General features: G+C 70.7%; 19 protein-coding genes and 1 pseudogene. 14 read left to right on the top strand and 6 right to left on the bottom strand.

The features are described 5' to 3' along the window. Positions 1 to 214: pseudogene (locus HC022_RS06750) on the top strand (hydantoinase B/oxoprolinase family protein); the annotation flags it as partial. An 86-nt stretch (positions 215 to 300) separates the two neighbouring features. Here HC022_RS06750 and HC022_RS06745 read toward each other — a convergent pair. From HC022_RS06745 to HC022_RS06725, 5 genes are all read right to left on the bottom strand, one after another. Continuing rightward, on the bottom strand, positions 301 to 618 hold the full coding sequence (locus tag HC022_RS06745; RefSeq protein WP_008887654.1) for a multidrug efflux SMR transporter: 318 nt from the start codon (positions 616 to 618) through the stop codon (positions 301 to 303). 159 nt (positions 619 to 777) lie between these two features. Further along, complete coding sequence (locus HC022_RS06740; RefSeq protein WP_008887701.1) at positions 778 to 1080, bottom strand: SH3 domain-containing protein; 303 nt, start codon at positions 1078 to 1080, stop codon at positions 778 to 780. Between the two features lie 230 nt (positions 1081 to 1310). Further along, positions 1311 to 1655: a RidA family protein gene (locus tag HC022_RS06735; RefSeq protein ID WP_089959895.1), complete on the bottom strand. Its 345-nt coding sequence runs from the start codon at positions 1653 to 1655 to the stop codon at positions 1311 to 1313. Positions 1656 to 1711: 56 nt separating this feature from the next. Continuing rightward, positions 1712 to 3070: an NAD(P)/FAD-dependent oxidoreductase gene (locus HC022_RS06730; protein WP_167451898.1), complete on the bottom strand. Its 1359-nt coding sequence runs from the start codon at positions 3068 to 3070 to the stop codon at positions 1712 to 1714. After that, complete coding sequence (locus HC022_RS06725) at positions 3067 to 3348, bottom strand: (2Fe-2S)-binding protein (protein ID WP_167451897.1); 282 nt, start codon at positions 3346 to 3348, stop codon at positions 3067 to 3069. Before HC022_RS06725 ends, HC022_RS06730 begins: the two co-directional genes overlap by 4 nt. A 106-nt stretch (positions 3349 to 3454) precedes the next feature. Between HC022_RS06725 and HC022_RS06720 the strand changes: the two genes are divergently transcribed. From HC022_RS06720 to HC022_RS06690, 7 genes are all read left to right on the top strand, one after another. Beyond that, the gene (locus HC022_RS06720; protein WP_167451896.1) at positions 3455 to 4360 is read left to right on the top strand and encodes a LysR family transcriptional regulator; all 906 of its coding nucleotides are present in this window, start codon (positions 3455 to 3457) and stop codon (positions 4358 to 4360) included. Positions 4361 to 4428: 68 nt separating this feature from the next. Beyond that, on the top strand, positions 4429 to 5082 hold the full coding sequence (locus HC022_RS06715; RefSeq protein ID WP_167451895.1) for a response regulator transcription factor: 654 nt from the start codon (positions 4429 to 4431) through the stop codon (positions 5080 to 5082). Beyond that, positions 5079 to 6431 carry an ATP-binding protein gene (locus tag HC022_RS29805; RefSeq protein ID WP_167451894.1) on the top strand — a complete coding sequence of 451 codons (1353 nt, stop codon included), beginning with the start codon at positions 5079 to 5081 and terminating at the stop codon, positions 6429 to 6431. Before HC022_RS06715 ends, HC022_RS29805 begins: the two co-directional genes overlap by 4 nt. A 185-nt stretch (positions 6432 to 6616) precedes the next feature. Beyond that, positions 6617 to 7699, top strand: coding sequence for an efflux RND transporter periplasmic adaptor subunit (locus HC022_RS06705; protein WP_167451893.1), 1083 nt, complete (start codon positions 6617 to 6619; stop codon positions 7697 to 7699). Next, complete coding sequence (locus tag HC022_RS06700; RefSeq protein WP_167451892.1) at positions 7696 to 10773, top strand: efflux RND transporter permease subunit; 3078 nt, start codon at positions 7696 to 7698, stop codon at positions 10771 to 10773. Before HC022_RS06705 ends, HC022_RS06700 begins: the two co-directional genes overlap by 4 nt. A gap of 54 nt (positions 10774 to 10827) precedes the next feature. After that, the gene (gene yghX, locus HC022_RS06695) at positions 10828 to 11730 is read left to right on the top strand and encodes a YghX family hydrolase (protein ID WP_167451891.1); all 903 of its coding nucleotides are present in this window, start codon (positions 10828 to 10830) and stop codon (positions 11728 to 11730) included. A gap of 36 nt (positions 11731 to 11766) precedes the next feature. Then, positions 11767 to 12027, top strand: coding sequence for a hypothetical protein (locus HC022_RS06690; protein ID WP_167451890.1), 261 nt, complete (start codon positions 11767 to 11769; stop codon positions 12025 to 12027). A gap of 31 nt (positions 12028 to 12058) precedes the next feature. Here the strand turns inward: HC022_RS06690 and HC022_RS06685 are convergent, their stop codons facing one another. Next, complete coding sequence (locus HC022_RS06685) at positions 12059 to 12760, bottom strand: GntR family transcriptional regulator (RefSeq protein ID WP_167451889.1); 702 nt, start codon at positions 12758 to 12760, stop codon at positions 12059 to 12061. 140 nt (positions 12761 to 12900) lie between these two features. Here HC022_RS06685 and HC022_RS06680 point away from each other — a divergent pair, with 140 nt between their 5' ends. The 6 genes from HC022_RS06680 to HC022_RS06655 form a co-directional block, all read left to right on the top strand. Beyond that, positions 12901 to 13188 carry a UxaA family hydrolase gene (locus HC022_RS06680; RefSeq protein WP_167451888.1) on the top strand — a complete coding sequence of 96 codons (288 nt, stop codon included), beginning with the start codon at positions 12901 to 12903 and terminating at the stop codon, positions 13186 to 13188. A 5-nt stretch (positions 13189 to 13193) separates the two neighbouring features. Further along, positions 13194 to 14375: a UxaA family hydrolase gene (locus HC022_RS06675; RefSeq protein WP_167451887.1), complete on the top strand. Its 1182-nt coding sequence runs from the start codon at positions 13194 to 13196 to the stop codon at positions 14373 to 14375. A 4-nt stretch (positions 14376 to 14379) separates the two neighbouring features. Next, positions 14380 to 15312 carry a hydroxyacid dehydrogenase gene (locus HC022_RS06670; protein ID WP_167451886.1) on the top strand — a complete coding sequence of 311 codons (933 nt, stop codon included), beginning with the start codon at positions 14380 to 14382 and terminating at the stop codon, positions 15310 to 15312. Continuing rightward, positions 15299 to 16315: an Ldh family oxidoreductase gene (locus HC022_RS06665; RefSeq protein WP_217703910.1), complete on the top strand. Its 1017-nt coding sequence runs from the start codon at positions 15299 to 15301 to the stop codon at positions 16313 to 16315. Before HC022_RS06670 ends, HC022_RS06665 begins: the two co-directional genes overlap by 14 nt. Before the next feature lie 43 nt (positions 16316 to 16358). Then, a complete protein-coding gene (locus HC022_RS06660; RefSeq protein WP_167451885.1) occupies positions 16359 to 17306 on the top strand; it encodes a tripartite tricarboxylate transporter substrate binding protein in 948 nt (315 codons plus the stop codon). Positions 17307 to 17434: 128 nt separating this feature from the next. Beyond that, a partial coding sequence (locus tag HC022_RS06655) for a tripartite tricarboxylate transporter permease (protein WP_167451884.1) occupies positions 17435 to 18922 on the top strand: 1488 nt, incomplete at its 3' end.

Here is an 18922-nt window from a genome sequence, read left to right as displayed (position 1 = left end):
TGCCGAGGAACTGAGCCCGATGATCGCGGGGCTGACCCTCGGCAAGGGCGAGAACGTGCGGCTCGAGACCCCGGGCGGCGGCGGCTATGGCGCCGTGGCGGAACGCGACGTGGCGGCGCTTGCGGGCGACCTGCGCGACGGCCGCATGAGCCGGGCGCGGGCCGAAGAGCTCTACGGCGACGAAAAGGTGGCCGCGGCGCTGGCAGGCGTCTGAGCCTCCGAACGGCCGGCATCACTCACGGAACGGGCCGGCGCCCCTGCCGCAAGGCGGGGGCGTTTTCCGTTGCGGGGGAGGGGCGGTCAGTTGGACGAGAGCTTCATCAGCACGAGGCCGGTGAGGATCAGCAGCGCCGCCGCAAGCCGCATCGGCGTCACCGCCTCGCCCAGCACGAGGATGCCCACGACGAAGGCGCCGAGCGCGCCGATCCCGGTCCAGACCGTGTAGGCGGTGCCGAGCGGAAGCACCCGCATCGCAAGCGAAAGCAGCGCGAAGCTTGCCACCATCGCGACCAGCGTCACGACGCTGGGAATGAGCAGGGTGAAGCCCTCGGATTTCTTCATGAAATACGCCCAGACGATTTCGAGACATCCGGCGAGAACGAGCTGGAACCAGGCCATGACACGGCCCTCCTGACATTGGGCCGGGCCGTCCCGGGATGGAGCAACGGGCGCGGGTCGTCCCGCACGGCCACGGATATGGACCCGTGGCCGGTGGCGATCAAGCTGGCGGGGCCGGATGGCGGCCCGGGCGTGGCCCGGGGGCAACCCCCCCGGCGTTCAAAGTTCGCGCAGGTAGGCCCACGAGACCCAGCCGCGCAGGCTGCGGGCACGCTCGAGCGACACCTCGCACCAGCGGGTGCCGCCGGTCTGGGTGCATTCGTGCACGCGCACCACGGTGCCGTTGGGCAGGCCCACCCAGACGTCGAACCCGGTGCCGGGTCCGCCGCGCATCTTCAGCATGTCGCCCTCGGCGACGCCGTATACCTCGAATTTCTCGCGCCAGGCCGCGGCGGCGGGCTGGGCGAGCACGATGGCCGACAGCACCCCGGCTGCCAGCGTCCTGATGGCTGGTCCTCGCATGGTTTCGTCCTGTTTGTTTGTTGTGTCTTGTCGTCTGCCTCGGCGCGCAGTCTATCGCGTCGCGCGTCGCAAGGAAACGCCGCGATGGGGTTCAGGCCCGGTCAGGGCGGAAGCGTGTCGCGGCGGTCGCGGGGGACCTGCATGACAGGCGGGCACGAACACACCCGGGCCAACAAAAAAGGCCCCCCGCAAGGCGGGAGGCAAGTGGGGAGACTTATTGGGGGAAGAGGTTACTTCGACGCGACCGTCACGACCTCGACCAGGGTGCCCGGCGACAGCTCGGCGCCGCCGATGTAGGCGCGGACGGGGAAGGTCTCGGGTGCGAGCCACTCGCACCATGCCTCGTTGAAGGCGTCCTTCTGGTCGAAGGCGGCCGAGTAGATCATCACCTGCAGCAGCTTCTCCTTGGAGGTGCCGGCCTGTGCCAGCAGCTCTTCGAGCTTGCCGAAGATTTCCTGCGCCTGGCCCTTCATGTCCTTGGTCTTGTCGGTGGCGACGAGGCCGCCGATGTAGACGGTGTCGCCGTGCTCGACGATGCGGTGGTGAATTTTGCCCTGGATGTGACGGGTGATCATGGGGAGACGTCCTTTTCTTGGGGTCGTGAGGGAGTGATCGTTCGGGGCGCGCGGGATCAGTCGTCCCGCGCGGCCATCTCGCTGAGCGTCAGCGGCTTCAGCGGGGGACGGATGCGGAAATAGCCGGTGTCGTCTGGGCTGCGGCCGCTGCTCTGCGCGATGAGCCCGGTGACGGCGAGCCCGCAGGTGCGGCCCTGGCAGGGGCCCATGCCGGTGCGCAGGAAGGCCTTGACCTGGTTCGGACCCGGCGCGCCCGCGGTGGCGGCGGCGCGGATCTGGCCGGCGGTGATTTCCTCGCAGCGGCAGACCAGCGTGTCGTCGGACGGGGAGAGCGCCTGCGCGCAGGGCCGGTAGAGGGCCTCGAGCAGGGGGCGCACGGCGGCGTCCCTGGCCAGCGCCTGCACATGCGGCGCGGTGGCGCTGTCGGGCCTGCCCGCGATGCGCGCTGCCGCCAGCCGCCCGGCCAGCGCCGCCGAAACCGCACCGCGGATGCCCGCGCCGTCGCCCGCCACGAAGAGCCCGGGCACCGAGGTTTCGCCATAGCTGTCGCAGACCGGCGCGAAGGCGTGCTGGTCGGCGTTCCAGCGGTGCTCGCAGCGCATCAGCCGGGTGACCTGCTGGTTCGGCACGACGCCGTGATGCAGCCCCGCGGTGGTGGTCTCGATCCGGTGCCCGCGGCCGCCGCTGGTGAAGCGCACCGCCTCGAGCGTGGCGTCGCCCTCGAGCGCGATGGCCTGCGCGTCGCGGTAGATCGGCACGCCCGCGCGCCTGAGCTTCAGCAGCAGCCCCGCGCCCTTGGCGAGGTAGCCGAACCCGCGCAGGGCGCGCGGCAGGTGCTTGCCCGCCGCGAGGTAGTTCGCGGTGGGCACCGTCTCGACGATGGCGCGGGGCGGCCTGCCCGCCGCCACGAGCTGTGCCGCGAGCAGAAGCTGAAGCGGCCCGCAGCCCACCAGCACCACGTCCTCGGGCACGACGCCCGAGGTCTTGAGCAGGATCTGCAGCGCGCCGGTGGTGGTGACGCCGGGCAGGGTCCAGCCGGGCAGCGGCATCGGGCGCTCGAGCGCGCCGGTGGCGACGATCAACTTCGCCGCCTCGACCTGCGACGAGGCGCCGTCCTGCGAGTAGGACAGGAGAAACCCGCCCTCCTCCTGCTCGATGTGCCAGACCGAGGCACCGCAGAGATGCTCGGCCCCGGAGGCGGCAAAGCGCGCGGCCAGCGCCTGACCGGCGGCATAGTCGGGCCCGAGGATCGCCAGCCGCGCCTCGCTGGCGCGGGTCACGTCGCGGTAGATCTGGCCGCCGGGGCGCAGCGCCTCGTCGAGCACGGTGACGGAGAGCCCGGCGGCGCGGGCCTCGACGGCGGCGGCCATGCCCGCGGGCCCGGCGCCGATGATGCAGAGATCGCGGCGGCTCATGCGGGCCCCCTCTGGCGGGTGACCACCATGCCGTCGCGCACCTCGGTCATGCAGGCCTGCCGGTTGGGCGTGCCGTCGATGGTGACGAGGCATTCGAAGCACGCCCCCATCATGCAATAGGCGGCGCGGTCGCTGCCGCTGACGGGCGTGGTGCGGAATGCGCCGACATTGCCGGCCAGCAGGGCCGCGGCCAGCGTCTCGCCCGCCTCGGCCTCGACGGGCTGGCCTTCGAAGCTGAACTGGACCGGCTGCCGCAGCGGTTCGGAACGGGTATACATGGGGCGGTGCGTGACTTTCAGAGCGTGGTTCGGGGCAGTTTCCTTGCAACGGGGGGCATAAATCAAATAACAATACCCGCGACCTTTATGCGGGAATGTTATACCGATGCTGTCGCAACGCGCACTGGAAGCCTTTCACACGGTTCTCGAGACCGGCAGCGTCTCGGGCGCTGCCGAGATCATGAACGTGTCGCAGCCCGCGGTGAGCCGGCTGATCCGCGATCTCGAGGATCGCACGGGCCTGCGGCTCTTCATCCGCTTCGGCGGCAAGATCGTCCCCACCCCCGAGGCGCGCGAGCTCGCAGTCGAGGTCGAGCGCGCCTTCGTCGGTCTCTCGGCCATCGAGAAGACGGCGCATGACATCCGCCTCGGGCGGCGCAGCACGGTGTCGATCGCGGCGATGCCGGCGCTGGCGCACACGGTGCTGCCCGATGCGCTGGCGGACCTGCTGGCGGCGCGGCCGAACTTCCGGCTCTCGCTGGAATCGATGCAGACCCACAACGTCATCCGCCGGGTGGCGGCGCGGCAGAGCCAGCTCGGCTTCAACTCGCCCACCCGGCACGAACACGACGTCGACCTGATCCGCACCATCGATCTGCCCTATGTCTGCATCCTGCCGCCCGGCGACCCGCTGGCCGAGCGCGAGAGCATCGGCTTCGGGGACTTTCCCCGCCGGACGGTGGTGGGCTTCTCGGACAACACCGCGACCGGGGGCATGCTGAACCGCGAGTTCGCCAAGATGGGCGAGAGCCCCGAGATCGCGGTGCGCTCGCATCTCTCGACCATCGTCTCGGCGCTGGTGCTGCGGGGGCTGGGGATCTCGCTGGTGGATCCGTTCACCGCGCGCGAGCATGTGGCGCGGGGCGGGCTGGCGCGGCCCTTCGACGGGCCGCAGCGCTTCCGGCTGGCGATCATCCGGCCGCGCGGCATGTCTCTGGGGCCGGATCTCGAAGCCTTCCTCGAGGCCTTCGACCAGCGCGTCGCGAGCTACACCGAGGCATGGCCGTCCTGACCGGCCCCCCCCTTCAGTCTGGCTTCAGTTTGGCCGACTATGGGGCGGGTACCGCTGCCGGAGAGCTCATGCGCATTCTGCTGATCGAAGACGACGCCATCGTGGGCGATGCGCTGGTCAAGAGCCTTGGCCGCGACCGCGCCGACGTGGTCTGGAGCCGCGACGGGCTCGAGGCCGAGGCTATGCTGCGCGGTGGCGGCTTCGATCTGGTGGTGCTCGACCTGGGGCTGCCGGGGCAGGACGGGCTCACGCTCCTGCGCGGGCTGCGGGGGCGGGGCGACGTGACGCCGGTGCTGGTGCTGACCGCGCGCGACGGTGTCGAGGACCGGATCCGCGGGCTCGATCACGGCGCCGACGACTACCTGCTGAACCCCTTCGACACCGGCGAGCTGCTGGCGCGCTGCCGGGCGCTGCTGCGCCGGGCGCAGGGGCGGGGCGACGACCGCATCGAGCTGGGCCAGCTCACGGTGGATCTTCAGGCCCACACCGTGACCCTTGCCGGGCGCGTCCTGACCCTGCCGCAGAAGGAGTTCCGTCTGCTGGTCTACCTCGCCGAGCGCCGCGGCCGCGTCGTGCCCAAGCCCCAGCTCGAGCAGATGCTCTATGGCTGGGACGAAGGCGCCGAGAGCAACACCGTCGAGGTCTACGTCTCGGCGCTGCGCCGCAAGATCGGCGCCGCCAGCATCCGCACCCTGCGCGGCGTGGGCTACATGATCCCGTGACCCCGCCGCCCGCCGCCGCCTCCGGAACCGCCGCCCGGCTGAGCCTGCGCCGGAGGCTCTTCCGCGAGCTGCTGCCGCCGCTCTTCCTGCTGTGGCTGGTGGGCAGCGGCTTCATCCTCATGCGCAGCTGGGACGAGATCGGCGATTCCTACATCGACCAGCTCGAGCATCTCGCCTTCACGCTCGCGCAGGTGCTGGACGAGACCGCGATGACCGCCGAGGAGGCGGTCGAGAGCGTCCGGGCCCGGCGCGACCGCAACTTCTTCGTCATCGTCCTGCGCGAGGGCCAGCCGGTCCTGCGCAGCGCGCTCGCCCCCGAGGGCATGGTGGCGATGCCCGGGGACGGCTTCGAGACGCGGCGCTACTACCTTGCCAGCGCCGAGGCGCGCGACGGCACGGTGCAGGTGATCACCGGGCTCAAGAAGGAAGAGGTGCGCCAGCTCACCACTGCCGTGGTCGGTGGTGCGGCGTTGCCGATGGCGCTGGTGATGATAGGCATGTGGGCGGTCATGTACGTGGGGGTCGGCCGGGCGCTGGCGCCGGTCGAACGGCTGCGGGCGCAGCTTGCGGCGCGCAGTCCCGGGGCGCTCGATCCGGTGAGCACCGAGGGCGTCCCCGAGGACCTGCAGCCGCTGGTGCGGGCGCTCGACGACCTGTTGTCGCGGCTGCGCGACGCCATCGCCAGCGAGCGCGATTTCGTCGCAGACGCCAGCCACGAGCTGCGCACGCCGCTGGCGGCGATCCGGGCGCAGGTCGAGACCATCGACCGCGCCGCGCTCGATGTGCCGAGCCGCGAGGCGCTGGACCAGGTGCTGCGCGGCGTCGACCGTTCGACCCGTCTGGCCCAGCAGCTGCTGCGCCTTGCCCGCGCCGACCGGCTCGACCGCCCCGATGCGCCCGAGACCTGCCTGCACGAGGCGCTGGCCTCGGTGGTCTCCGAGCTGTTCCCGGCGGCGGTGCGGCAGGACACCGAGCTCGAGCTTGCGGCCGATCCGGTGATGCTGCGCATCCGGCCCGAGGATCTTGGCATGCTTGTCGGCAACCTCGTCGAGAACGCGCTGCACCACGGCGGCCCCGGCGGGCAGGTGCGGGTGAGCTGCGGCAGCGAAGGCGGCGTCGCGTGGCTGCGGGTCGAGGACGCGGGCCCGGGCATCCCCGAGGCCGAGCGTGCGCGCCTCTTCGCGCGGTTCCGGCGCGGCGACGGTGCGCGGGCGCATGGCGCGGGGCTGGGGCTGTCGATCGTCGACTCGGTCGCGGGCCGGATGGGCGCCACGGTCACGCTGGGCCGCTCCGCCGATCTCGGCGGGCTTTCGGCCGAGCTGCGCTTTCCGCCGGAGGCCACCGTCTGAGCCTTATTTTGAGGCAGGCGTGCGACCTCGCAGTCTGCCGTGCGAAGCTGAGGGGAAGCTGAAGTGCTTTCCGCAGGCCTCCACACGATAAGTTCGATTGTTCCTGCGCTGCGGACGCGCGAGTCTGGCACCGATCCCACCCTGTTGCCCGAGGACCCCTGCGGCCCTGAAGGAGATCCTTCGACATGCGTTCCCTGCGTATCCTGTTCGGCGTGGTGCTGCTCGTCGCCGCCAGCTTTTGCGGCTTCGTGCTGACCGGCGACATGCTCGCCGCGACCGACCCCGCCGCCGGCAACCGCCAGCGCGGCGAGACGGCGCTCGTGGTGCAGACCCGGCCAGCCGAGCTGCTGTGCTTCGCCGAAACCGTCGAGGCGGTGGGCAGCACGCTCGCGCGCCACGCGGTGACGCTGCACCCGTCGGCCTCGGGGCGCGTCGACGAGGTGCTGTTCGCGGCCGGGCAGCGGGTGCAGGAGGGCGATCTTCTGGTGCGGCTCGACGACGCCGGGGCGCGCGCGGCGCTGGCCTCGGCCGAGGCGACGGTGGCCGAGGCCGAGACCGCCTTCGCCCGGCTCGAGCGGCTGCAGACCACCGGCAGCGTCACCGAGGCCAACCTCGAGGCCGCCCGCGCGACGCTGCTGCGCGCCAATGCCGAGCGCGACATGGCCGAGACGGTGCTGCGCGACCGCAGCCTCGTGGCGCCCTTCGACGGCGTCGTGGGTCTTTCGGATCTCGCGAGGGGGCAGCTGGTGGACAGCAGCACCGAGGTCACCACGCTAGACGATCTGTCGGTGATCCAGGTCGCATTCGCGGTGCCCGAACGCTACTACGCCCGGCTGCAGCGGGGGCAGGCCGTGGCGCTGACCTCGCCTGCCTTCCCCGACCGCAGCTTCACCGGCACCATCAGCGCCATGGCCACCCGGGTCGATCAGACCACGCGCTCTGTCGGGCTGCGCGCCGAGGTGCCGAACGAGGACGGGCTACTGACCGCGGGCATGTACATGCAGGCGACGCTGACGCTCGACGAGCACGAGGCGCTGGCGGTGCCTGAGCGCGCGCTCAGCGTCTCGGGCGGGGCCAGCTACGTGCATGTGGTGCGGGATGGCGTCGCGCGGCGCATCGCGGTTACCACCGGGCGGCTGCGGGACGGCATGATCGAGGTCGAGGGGCTCGAGCCGGGGGCGGCGGTGATCGTCACCAACCTCCAGCGCCTCTCGGACGGCGACCCGGTCGAGATCGAGCCGCTGCGGCAGGTCGAGGCGGGGCGATGAGCCTTCCCGACCTGTCCGTCCGGCGGCCGGTGCTGGCCACGGTTCTCAACCTGCTGATCGTGCTGATCGGGGCGATGGCACTCAGCCGCCTGCCGGTGCGCGAGCTGCCGCAGGTGGACACCGCCGAGGTGACGGTTCGGGTGAGCTACACCGGCGCCGCGCCCGACGTGATCGACAACCAGGTCGCCTCGGTGATCGAGGGCGCGCTGGCGGGGCTGTCGGGCCTGCAGAGCATGGAGACCGAGAGCGAGCGCGGCCGCTCGCGCACGGTGCTGATCTTCGAGCCCTCGCGCGACATCGACAGCGCCACCAATGATGTGCGCACCGCCATCGACCGGGTGGTCGGGGACCTGCCCGACGGCGCCGACGCTCCCAGGGTCGAGAAGAACGACGACGAGGGCGACCCGGTGGTGCGGCTGGCGCTGTCCTCGCCCGGCATGACGCCGCTCGAGCTCTCGGATTACGCCGACCGCTTCCTCACCGACCGGCTGGCGCGGCTGCCCGGCGTCGCCAATGCGCAGATCTTCGGCGAGCGCGCCCGGGCGATGCGAATCTGGCTCGATGCGGGCCTGATGGCGGCGCATGGCGTCACCTCCGGCGACATCACCGCAGCGCTGCAGGCCAACAACGTCGAGCTGCCCGCGGGCGAGATCGAGACCGGCGCGCGCCAGCTTCAGCTCCTTGCCCGGACCCGCTTCACCAGCGCCGACGAATTCGCCCGGCTGGCCATCCGCGACGACGGCGAACGGCCGCTGCGGCTTGGCGATGTGGCGCGCATCGAGGAGGGGGCCGAGAGGTCCGACAGCATGTTCCGCTCGGACGGGGCCACCGGCCTCGGCATGGGCATCCAGGCGCAGGCGCAGGCCAACACGGTCGCCATCTCCGACGCGGTGCGGGCCGAGATCGAGGCGATCCGCCCGACCCTGCCGGAGGGCATGTCGCTGCGCGTCACCACCGACGAGGCGGCCTTCATCCGCACCACGCTCGACGAGGTGGCGCAGGTGTTCTTCGAGGCGGTGCTGCTGGTCACTGCGGTGATCTTCCTGTTCTTGGGCTCGGCGCGCCTGTCGCTGGTGCCGGTGGTGACCATCCCGGTCTCGATCCTCGGCGCCGCGCTCGCCATGCTGCTCTTGGGCTTCTCGCTCAACGTGCTGTCGCTGTTTGCGATGATCCTCGCCATCGGGCTGGTGGTCGATGACGCCATCGTGGTGCTCGAGAACATCCAGCGCCACCGCGCCATGGGGCTCAGCCGGGCCGAGGCGGCGCGGCAGGGGGCCAACCAGGTGAACTTCGCGGTGATCGCCACCACCGCGGTGCTGATCGCGGTGTTCCTGCCGGTGAGCTTCATGGAAGGCGAGATCGGCAAGCTCTTCGGCGAGTTCGGCATCGTGCTGGCGGTGGCGGTCTCGGTCTCGGGGCTGGTGGCGCTCACCATGGCGCCGGTGCTGGCGTCGCGGCTGCTGCCGCGCGAGGGCAAGACCAACCTGCTGACCCGCGCCGTGGACGCGGTGCTGTCGCGCATCGAGCGCGGCTATCGCAGCGCGCTCACCGCGGTGCTGAAGGTGCCCGAGATCGTGCTCGGCGCGGCGGGCTTCGCCGTGGCGGCGAGCGTGGCGCTCTACCTCGCGCTGCCGCAGGAGGTCACCCCGCAGGAGGACCGCGGCCGTTTCGTCGTCATCGTCAGCGCGCCGCAGGGCACAAACCTCGCCTACACCAACGACGCGGTGGGCCGCATCGAGGCGGCGCTCGAGCCGATGCGCGACGAGGGGCTGGTCGAGAATGTCACCGCCATCGTCGGCGCCTTCGGCGAGCTCAACCGCGCGCTGATGTTCGTGGGGCTGGCGCCGTGGGACGCGCGCGATGTCAGCGTGCAGCAGGTCATCGCCCGGCTGCGCGGCGAGCTGTCGGACCTGACCGAAGTGCAGGTCTTCATGCGGCCCTCGGGCGGGCTCGGGATCTCGTCGGGGACCGGTGCGCTTCAGTTCCTGCTCGGCGGGCCCGAGATCGGCCAGGCCTCGGAATGGGCCGAGGCTCTGGCCGCCCGGCTCGAGGACGACCCGGACCTGTCGGGGGTCGAGGTCGACTACGACGTCAACCAGCCCGGCGCCACGCTCACCGTCGACCGGCTGCGGGCGCAGGACCTCGGGCTCGACGCCGAGACCGTGTCCTCGACGCTTCAGGTGCTGGTCGCCTCGCGCACCGTGGGCGAGTTCAGCGACGGCGGGCGGCAGTATCCGGTGATCCTGCAGGCCGCGCCCGAGGACCGCGACAACCCGGCGGATCTCATGTCGATCCTGCTGCGCAACAGCCGCGGCGACCTGATCCCGCTCTCGGCCTTCGCCAGCATCGAGGACGTGGCGACGGTGCCCGCGATCACCCGCTACAACCGCATCCACAGCGTCGGCGTCGAGGCCGACCTCGCCCCCGGCGCTGATCTGGCGCAGGTCATTGACCGGGTCGAGACCGCGGCGCGAGCGCTGCCCGCCGGGGCCTCGCTGGCATGGGACGGGCAGGCGGCGGATTTCGCCCGCGCCTCGGGCGGCATGGCGGTGGTCTTCGGCATGGCGCTCGCCATCGTCTTCCTCGTGCTTGCCGCGCAGTTCGAGAGCTTCCGCACGCCGCTCGTCATCATGCTGACGGTGCCGCTGGGGCTGGGCGGGGCGGCGCTGACGCTCTGGCTCACCGGGCAGTCGGTCAACGTCTTCAGCCAGGTTGGACTGGTGCTGCTCGTGGGGCTCATGGCCAAGAACGGCATCCTGATGGTCGAGTTCTCGAACCAGCTGCGCGAAGAGGGCCACGCCCTGCGCGAGGCGGCCATCGAGGGCGCCGTCACCCGGCTCCGGCCCGTGACCATGACCACCATCGCCACCATTCTCGGGGCGGTGCCGCTGGCGCTGGCCACCGGGGCGGGGGCCGAGAGCCGCGTCGCCATCGGCATGGTGATCACCGGCGGGCTGGCCTTTGCCTTCGTGCTCACCCTGTTCGTCACCCCCGTGATCTACCTTCTGATCGAAGGTGTCCTGCCAAGGCGCCGCGAGACGGAGGAGAAGGCCGCCGTCACCCCGGCGGAATGACCCCGGCCGGGCCCCCGGGCCCGCGCCGGATCACCAGAGAGGAGGAGGAAGCCCATGACACTCGATACCCCGAAGGCCCGCATGACCGCGCGGGATTTCTCGCCCGAGCTGCTCGAGCTCTACGACTTCTACGCCCACGGCATGATCACCAAGCGCGAGTTCCTCGAGCGGGCGGGCCGGTTCACCGCCGGCGGGCTCACCGCCATGGCGGTGCTGTCGATGATGTCGCCGGATTACGCGCTGGCCGAGCAGGTGAGCTTCAACGATCCCGACATCAAGGCCAACTGGATCACCTATCCCTCGCCCAACGGCCACGGCGAGATGCGCGCCTACATGGTGCGCCCGGCGGGGGTCGAGACCGCGCCCGGTGTGGTCGTGGTGCACGAGAACCGCGGGCTCAACCCCTACATCGCCGACGTGGCGCGGCGGCTGGCCAAGGCGGGGTTCATCGCCATGGCGCCCGACGGGCTGACCCCGGTGGGCGGCTATCCCGGCAATGACGAGGAGGGCCGGGCGCTGCAGCAGCAGGTCGACCCCGAGAAGCTGATGAACGACTTCTTCGCCGCCATCGAGTTCCTGATGGCCCACGAGGAGGTGACCGGCAAGGTCGGCATCACCGGCTTCTGCTACGGCGGCGGCGTGTCGAACGCGGCGGCGGTGGCCTATCCCGAGCTCGGCGCCGCGGTGCCCTTCTACGGCCGCCAGCCCGATGCCGCCGACGTGCCCCGGATCGAGGCGCCGATCCTGCTGCACTACGGCGAACTCGACGAGCGGGTGAACGCCGGCTGGCCCGCCTACAAGGCGGCGCTCGACGCCAACGGCAAGACCTACGAGGCCTATATCTACGAGGGCGCCAACCACGGCTTCCACAACGATTCCACCCCGCGCTACGAAGCCGAGGCGGCCGAGCTCGCCTGGTCACGGACGGTGGAGTGGTTCCGCCGCTACCTCGTCTGAGGGTCGGACGTCCGGCTGCCACGAAAGGACCCGGCGATGACCCTTGCCCCCGCCGTCCCGGCGCCCGCCAGCTACTCGACCACCCAGAAGCTGCTGCACCGGGCGGTGGTGGCGCTGGTGGCGGCGCAGTACCTGCTGCTCGACCGGATGGGCCGTGCCTTCCACGCGCCGATGCGGAACGAGCCGCGCGCCTACGCCACGGTCACGGTGCTGCACATGATCTGCGGCTCGCTGGTGCTGGGCGCGATGCTTTGGGGCACCGGTTCCTGTGGCGGGACGAGGTGCTCCGGCGCATGATCTGATCCTGCGCCCCGCGCAATCGCGGGGATCAGGACACCGAGACGAAATAATCGTGCTGGTCGGTGAGGCTCTGGCTGCTGCGCAGCTCGACCACCCGGTCCAGCACGTCGATGGCCCGGCGCCGCACCTCGAGCACCGGCGTCCCCGCGGGGACGCCGAGGGCCTTTGCGCTGGCCTCTGACACCGCGTGGGCGCTCAGCCGTTCGTCGGCGCGCACGATGATCACCGAATAGGCCTGCTGGTAGAAGACGTAGAGCGTGTTGGGCAGCGGCACCCGGTCGGCGAGCCCTGGGAACAGCGCCGCAGACACCACCGACACCTCGTGCGTCACCGGCCGCTGCGCGAGGCTGCGCACGCGCTCGATCTCGATCACCAACTCGGGCCGCCCGAAGAGCTCGGCGCGTTCCTCGGGGGTGGCGGCGCGGCGGCGCACGGTTTCCCACTCGAGCCGCGGGCTTTCCAGCGTGCCGTCGGGGTTGCGCAGGCGGAAGAAATTGAACAGCGAGGTCTCGGGCGTGCGCACCGTCACGAAGGTGCCGCGCCCCTGCACCCGTTGCACCAGTCCGCGCGCCTCGAGCTCCATCAGCGCCTTGCGCGCCGTGCCCTGGCTGACGCCGAGCTCGGCGCCGAGCTGGGTTTCGCTGGGGAGCATCGCACCTGAGGGCAGGCTGCCCGAGGCGATGCGGTCGACGATGGTGTTCATCACGACCTGGTAGAGCGGTGGCGCCATTCATGATCCTCCGTGTGGTCATCCGGTGTTAGCATCCCTGCGCCACCGGCAACAAGTTTTATATAATTAGTCTTGTATAAGTATTGATGTAGATGTTACGCCTTCCCTCAGGAGAGATTCTGGGCAGAGGAGGGCCTGACGTGGGCAAACCACATCTTCTTGTGCACGACCGCGAGGACAACGTGGGGGTCGTGGTGGTCGAGGGGCTGACGGCGGGGACGGAGATGCTCTGCGTGGTCACCGAGGACAATTCCGACTTTTCGCTGGTGGCCAACGCCGACATCCCGATCGGCCACAAGGTCGCGCTCCGGGATCTGAGCGAGGGGGAGACGGTCATCAAGTACGGCGAGGACATCGGCAAGATGGTCGGCACCGCCGAGAAGGGCGGTCACGTCCACATCCACAATTGCAAGACGAAACGGTGGTGACCGGAATGGCATTCGATATCAGCAACATCACCCTGAATGCGTGGCGCCGCGAGAACGGCCGCGTGGGCGTGCGCAACCACGTGCTCATCCTGCCGGTGGACGACATCTCGAACGCCGCCTGCGAGGCGGTGGCCAACAACGTCAAGGGCACGCTGGCGATCCCGCATGCCTATGGCCGCCTGCAGTTCGGCGAGGATCTCGACCTGCATTTCCGCACCATGATCGGCACCGGCGCCAACCCCAACGTGGCCGCCGTGGTGGTCATCGGCATCGAACCCGAGTGGACGCAGGTGATCGTCGACGGCATCGCCGAGACCGGCAAGCCGGTGACCGGCTTCTCGATCGAGCAGAAGGGCGATTTCGAGACCATCCGGCAGGCGAGCTGGAAGGCCAAGGAATACGTCCACTGGGCCACCGAGCTGCAGAAGGAGCCGTGCCCGATCTCGGACCTGTGGATCTCGACCAAGTGCGGCGAGAGCGACACCACCACCGGCCTGTCGTCCTGCCCGACCGTGGGCAACATGTACGACAAGCTGCTGCCCGAGGGCATCTACGGCTGCTTCGGCGAAACCTCCGAGATCACCGGGGCCGAGCACATCTGCGTCAAGCGCGCCGCCACCCCCGAGGCGGGCGAGGCCTTCATGAAGATCTTCCAGGCCTACCAGGACGAGGTGATCGAGCCCTACAAGACCTCTGACCTTTCCGACAGCCAGCCCACCAAGGGCAACATCCTCGGCGGCCTGACCACCATCGAGGAGAAGGCGCTCGGCAATCTCGAGAAGATCGGCAAGAGCTCGTCCTACATCGACGCGATGGGCCCTGCGGTGGCACCGAAGAAGGGGCCGGGGCTCTATTTCATGGACACGTCTTCCGCGGCGGCGGAATGCGTCGTGCTGATGGCGGCGGCGGGTTACGTGATCCACACCTTCCCGACCGGGCAGGGCAACGTGGTCGGCAACCCCATCGTTCCGGTGATCAAGATTTCGGGCAACCCGCGCACCCTGCGCACGATGTCCGAGCACATCGACGTGGACGTCACCGGCGTGCTGACCCGCGAGATGACCATCGAGGATGCCGGCGACGCGCTCATCGACATGATCGTGCGCACCGCCAACGGCCGCAACACCGCCGCCGAGGCGCTGGGGCACCGCGAGTTCTCGCTCACCAAGCTCTACCGGTCGGCCTGACCGGATGCGGGTGGTCGTCTCGGAATTCATCGACGAGGCCGCGCTGGCGAAATTCGGGCCGGAGATCGCGGTGACCTACGATCCGGGCCTCGTCGACGACCGGGAGGCGCTGCTCGCGGCGCTTCCCGGGGCGCAGGCGCTGATCGTGCGGAACCGCACGCAGGTCGACGCGGCGGTGCTGGACGCGGCACCGGGGCTGCGGGTGATCGGCCGGCTGGGCGTCGGTCTCGACAACATCGACCTCGGGGCCTGCGCCGCGCGCGGCGTCGTGGTCCATCCTGCCACCGGGGCGAACACGCTTTCGGTGGCGGAATACGTGATCTCGGTCACGCTGTCGCTGCTGCGCGGGGTGCATGGCGCCAACGCGTCGATGATCGCGGGCAGCTGGCCACGCAACGCGCTGATCGGGGCCGAGGTCTCGGGCCGGGTCATGGGGCTGGTGGGTTACGGTGGCATCGCCCGGGCCGTGGCCGAGCGGGCGCGGGCCATGGGGATGCAGATCGCCGCCTTCGATCCCTACCTGCCCGACACCGACCCGGCGTGGCAGGACGTGCGGCGCTGCGATCTCGGGACGCTGCTCGCCAGCGCGGACGTGATCTCGCTGCACGTGCCGCTGACGCCCGAGACCCGCGGGCTGGTGGGGCCCGAGGCCATCGCCTCGATGAAGCCCGGCGCCGTGGTCATCAACACCGCGCGCGGCGGCATCGTCGACGAGGCGGCGCTGGCCGAGGGCTTGCGCAGCGGGCGGCTTGGCGGGGCGGCGCTCGACGTGTTCGAGACCGAGCCGCTGACGGCAGAGGCGGCAGAAAAGTTCGCGGGACTGGAGAACCTCGTGCTCACTCCACACGTTGCCGGGGTCACGCAGGAGGCCAACGCGCGCGTCAGTGCCATCACCGTCGAGAACGTGCTGCGGGAGCTTGCCCATGCCGACGCCTGATCGCGTCATGCGCCGCGACGAGGCCGAGGCGCTGATCCGGCGGGTGCTCGAGGCGAATCGGGTTTCGGCGCGCAACGCCGCAAGCGTGGCACGGGCGCTGGTCGCGGCCGAGATCGACGGCCAGCGCGGCCACGGCTTCTCGCGCGTGGCGGCCTATGCGGCGCAGGCGCGCTCGGGCAAGGTCAGCGGCGCGGCCTGCCCGGTGGCCGAACCGGGCGGCGCGGCGCGGGTCGACATCGACGCCCGCGACGGCTTTGCCTTTCCCGCCATCGACCTCGCCATCGAGGAGCTTGCGGCGCGCGCCCCCGAGACCGGCGTCGCCGTCGCCGCGATCCGGCGCTCGCATCACTGCGGGCAGCTCGGCGCCCATGTCGAACGGCTGGCCGGGCGTGGCCTCGCGGCGCTGATGGTCGCCAATTCGCCCAGGGCCATGGCACCCTGGGGCGGCAGCGCGGCGCTGTTCGGCACCAACCCCATCGCCTTCGCGGCCCCGCGTCCGGGCAAGCCGCCGCTGGTCATCGACCTGTCGCTGTCGCGCGTCGCGCGCGGCAAGGTCATGGCCGCCGCCAAGGCCGGCACGCCGATCCCCGAGGGCTGGGCGCTCGATGCCGAGGGCCGGCCCACCACCGACCCGGCGGCGGCGCTGCAGGGCACCATGGTGCCCGCGGGCGATGCCAAGGGCGCGGCGCTGGCGCTGGTGGTCGAGATCCTCGCCGCGACCCTCACCGGCGCGCAGCATTCGGACGAGGCGGCGTCGTTCTTCGACGCCGAAGGGCCGCCGCCCGGGGTCGGGCAGCTCATCCTCGCCTTCGACACGTCGCGGGTTCCGGGCGCGGGCTTCGGTCCGCGGCTCGAGACCCTGCTCGACGCCATTCTCGCACAAGAGGGCACACGACTGCCCGGCGAGTCTCGCCTGCAGGCCCGGCGCGCCCTGGAGGAGGGCGCGGGTCTGCGGGTTTCGGGGCATCTTCTGGAGGAGATCGAAGCCCTGGCGGGCGCCTGAGCCCGCCGCAACAGACCGTCTCATGACTCAGGGAGGAGATCATATGAGAAAGTCCATCATCCTGGCCGCGGCGCTCGCGGCATTCACCGGCACGGCACAGGCGCAGGAGTTTCCGCCCGGTCCGGTCGATTACGTCATCCCCTTCGGGCCGGGCGGCGAGTCGGACGTGACCGCGCGCATGCAGCAGCCCTACTTCAAGGCGCTCTACGGCGACGAGCTCGTGGTCTCCTACAAGCCCGGCGGCGGCGGGGCCGTGGGCTGGTCGCAGCTCAACTCCATGGCCGCGGACGGCTCGGTCATCATGGGGGTGAACCTGCCGCACATCATCGTGCAGCCCGAGCAGGGCAACGTCGGCTTCACCACCGATGACATCGCCTCGGTCTACTGGTTCCACTACACGCCCGACGCCATCGTGGTGCGCGAGGACAGCCCGTTCCAGACCCTCGACGACCTGATCGCCGCCGCCAGGGAGACACCCAGGCAGGTGACCTTCGCGGGCTCGGGCAAGGGCTCGGCCAACCACCTCGTGCAGGTCAAGTTCGACCAGCTCGCGGGCGTCGAGACCACCTACGTGGCCTTCAAGGGCACCGGCGCCGCGGTGACCGCGATGCTCGGCGGGCAGGTCGCGGCGGAATGGGGCTATACCACCGTGGGCGTGGGGCAGGAGGGCAAGGCCCGGCTGCTGGCCGTGGCCACCGAAGAGCGCCACCCGGCCTTCCCCGACGTGCCGACCTTCCGCGAGCTCGGCTACGACATCGTCTCGGGCGCCTATCGCGGCATCGCCGTGCCCTCGGGCGCCTCGGAGGAGACCCGTCAGCAGGTCTCGGACGCCATCGCGGCGATCAACCGGGACGAGGAGTTCCGGCAGAAGATGATCGACGGCGGCTACGCGCTGGTCGACGTGCCCTACGGCCCCGAGATGGACGCCTTCATGGCCGAGCGGTCCGAGGAATACATCGCCGCCGCCAAATCCGCCGGCGTGCTGAACTGACAGACCTGAGCGACGGGTGCCGCGGAATGGCTGCGGCGCCCGTCCGTGATGCCGCGCGGCCGGGCCCCTCGGGCACCGGGACCGTGGCGGCCGGCTGACACAGGCGTTGCGTCGCACGGGATCCTTTCATGCTCGATTACCTGATCGCGGCGATGTCGCCGCTCAACATCCTTCTCGCCCTGCTGGGCGTCGCCGCGGGCACCATCATCGGCTCGATCCCCGGGCTGACCGCCACCATGGCGGTGGCGGTGCTGGTGCCGGTGACCTTCGCCATGTCGCCCGACAGCGCACTGATCCTGCTGGGCGCGATCTACACCGGGGCGATCTACGGCGGCGCCTACGCGGCCATCCTGCTCAACACGCCGGGCACGCCTTCGGCCATCGGCACCACCTTCGACGGCTACCCGATGGCCAAGAAGGGCGACGGGGATCTCGCGGTCTCGGTGGCCTGCCTGTCGTCGCTGGTGGGCGGGCTGGTGGGCGCGCTGGCGCTGCTCCTGCTCGCCCCGCCGCTGGCCGAGGCGGCGCTTGCCTTCGGCCCGGTGGAGTACTTCTGGCTCGCGGTCTTCGGCCTGTCGCTGATCGCGGCGCTGTCGACGGGGGATTTCCTCAAGGGGCTGATCGGGGCGGGGCTGGGGATTCTCATCGCCATGATCGGGATTTCCGAGACCAGCGCCGAGGTGCGCTTCACCTTCGGCTCGAACACGCTGCTGGGTGGCATCGAGACGGTCTCGGCCCTGATCGGCCTTTACTGCGTGCCGGTTCTGATGGAGCTGGTGGCCCGCCCCGAGCGCCATCTCGAGCAGCCCGAGCAGTCGCGCGGCTTCCGACTGCCCGAGGCGGTGGCGATCATGCTGCGCGAAAAGATCAACCTGCTGCGCAGCTCGGTCATCGGAACGCTGGTGGGCGCGCTGCCGGGTGCCGGCGGCTCCATCGCGGGGCTCGTGGCCTATTCCGAGGCGCGGCGCACCGGGCGCGGCGAGCCCGCCTACGGGCAGGGCAACCCGGGCGGCATCGTGGCGACGGAATCCGCCAACAACGCCACCGTGGGCGGCGGCTTCATCCCGACGCTGGTGCTGGGCATTCCCGGCACGCCGCCCGACGCGGTGATCCTCGGCGCGCTGCTGGTGCAGGGCGTGCGCACGGGGCCGACGCTGTTTTCCGAGGGTTCGAGCATCGTCTACACCTTCATCTTCGGGCTGTTCCTCGCGACCCTGCTGATGCTGCCGGTGGGGCTGCTGATCGGACGCTTCGCCTACCGCGCCATCGTGCAGGCGCCCAAGGCCGGGCTGGTGCCGGTGGTGGCCTTCATGACGGTGATCGGCAGCTTCGCGATCCGCAACAGCCTTGCCGACGTGGGCGTCATGGTGGTGCTGGGCATGATCGGCTGGCTTGCCACGCGCCGGGGCTTCTCGGTCTCGCCCATCGTGCTGGGCCTGATCCTCGGGCGCATCGCCGAGGAGGCCTTCGTGCAGAGCTGGACCATCGGCGACGCCATGGGCAACGTGGCGGGGCAGTTCTTCGGCCGGGCGCTGTCGATGGGCATCATCGCGGTGACCCTGCTGAGCTTCATCTACCCGTTCATACCGCGGAACCGGCAGATCGTCAACCGGCAG

Source organism: Salipiger sp. HF18 (assembly GCF_011806505.1).
GTDB lineage: Bacteria > Pseudomonadota > Alphaproteobacteria > Rhodobacterales > Rhodobacteraceae > Salipiger > Salipiger thiooxidans.
The sequence above is the reverse complement of the archived record's forward strand: the minus strand, read 5'-3'. Positions and strand labels throughout refer to the sequence as shown.

Excerpts from the sequence above, each read along its gene's own strand:
- HC022_RS06700 (WP_167451892.1), top strand. The coding sequence starts at position 7,696 with ATGAGCCTTCCCGACCTGTCCGTCCGGCGGCCGGTGCTGGCCACGGTT.
- HC022_RS06720 (WP_167451896.1), top strand. The coding sequence starts at position 3,455 with ATGCTGTCGCAACGCGCACTGGAAGCCTTTCACACGGTTCTCGAGACC.
- HC022_RS06665 (WP_217703910.1), top strand. The coding sequence starts at position 15,299 with ATGCCGACGCCTGATCGCGTCATGCGCCGCGACGAGGCCGAGGCGCTG.
- HC022_RS06725 (WP_167451897.1), bottom strand. The coding sequence starts at position 3,348 with ATGTATACCCGTTCCGAACCGCTGCGGCAGCCGGTCCAGTTCAGCTTC.
- HC022_RS06730 (WP_167451898.1), bottom strand. The coding sequence starts at position 3,070 with ATGAGCCGCCGCGATCTCTGCATCATCGGCGCCGGGCCCGCGGGCATG.
- yghX (WP_167451891.1), top strand. The coding sequence starts at position 10,828 with ATGACACTCGATACCCCGAAGGCCCGCATGACCGCGCGGGATTTCTCG.
- HC022_RS06690 (WP_167451890.1), top strand. The coding sequence starts at position 11,767 with ATGACCCTTGCCCCCGCCGTCCCGGCGCCCGCCAGCTACTCGACCACC.
- HC022_RS06675 (WP_167451887.1), top strand. The coding sequence starts at position 13,194 with ATGGCATTCGATATCAGCAACATCACCCTGAATGCGTGGCGCCGCGAG.
- HC022_RS06745 (WP_008887654.1), bottom strand. The coding sequence starts at position 618 with ATGGCCTGGTTCCAGCTCGTTCTCGCCGGATGTCTCGAAATCGTCTGG.
- HC022_RS06740 (WP_008887701.1), bottom strand. The coding sequence starts at position 1,080 with ATGCGAGGACCAGCCATCAGGACGCTGGCAGCCGGGGTGCTGTCGGCC.
- HC022_RS06705 (WP_167451893.1), top strand. The coding sequence starts at position 6,617 with ATGCGTTCCCTGCGTATCCTGTTCGGCGTGGTGCTGCTCGTCGCCGCC.
- HC022_RS06660 (WP_167451885.1), top strand. The coding sequence starts at position 16,359 with ATGAGAAAGTCCATCATCCTGGCCGCGGCGCTCGCGGCATTCACCGGC.
- HC022_RS06735 (WP_089959895.1), bottom strand. The coding sequence starts at position 1,655 with ATGATCACCCGTCACATCCAGGGCAAAATTCACCACCGCATCGTCGAG.
- HC022_RS06685 (WP_167451889.1), bottom strand. The coding sequence starts at position 12,760 with ATGGCGCCACCGCTCTACCAGGTCGTGATGAACACCATCGTCGACCGC.
- HC022_RS06715 (WP_167451895.1), top strand. The coding sequence starts at position 4,429 with ATGCGCATTCTGCTGATCGAAGACGACGCCATCGTGGGCGATGCGCTG.
- HC022_RS06670 (WP_167451886.1), top strand. The coding sequence starts at position 14,380 with ATGCGGGTGGTCGTCTCGGAATTCATCGACGAGGCCGCGCTGGCGAAA.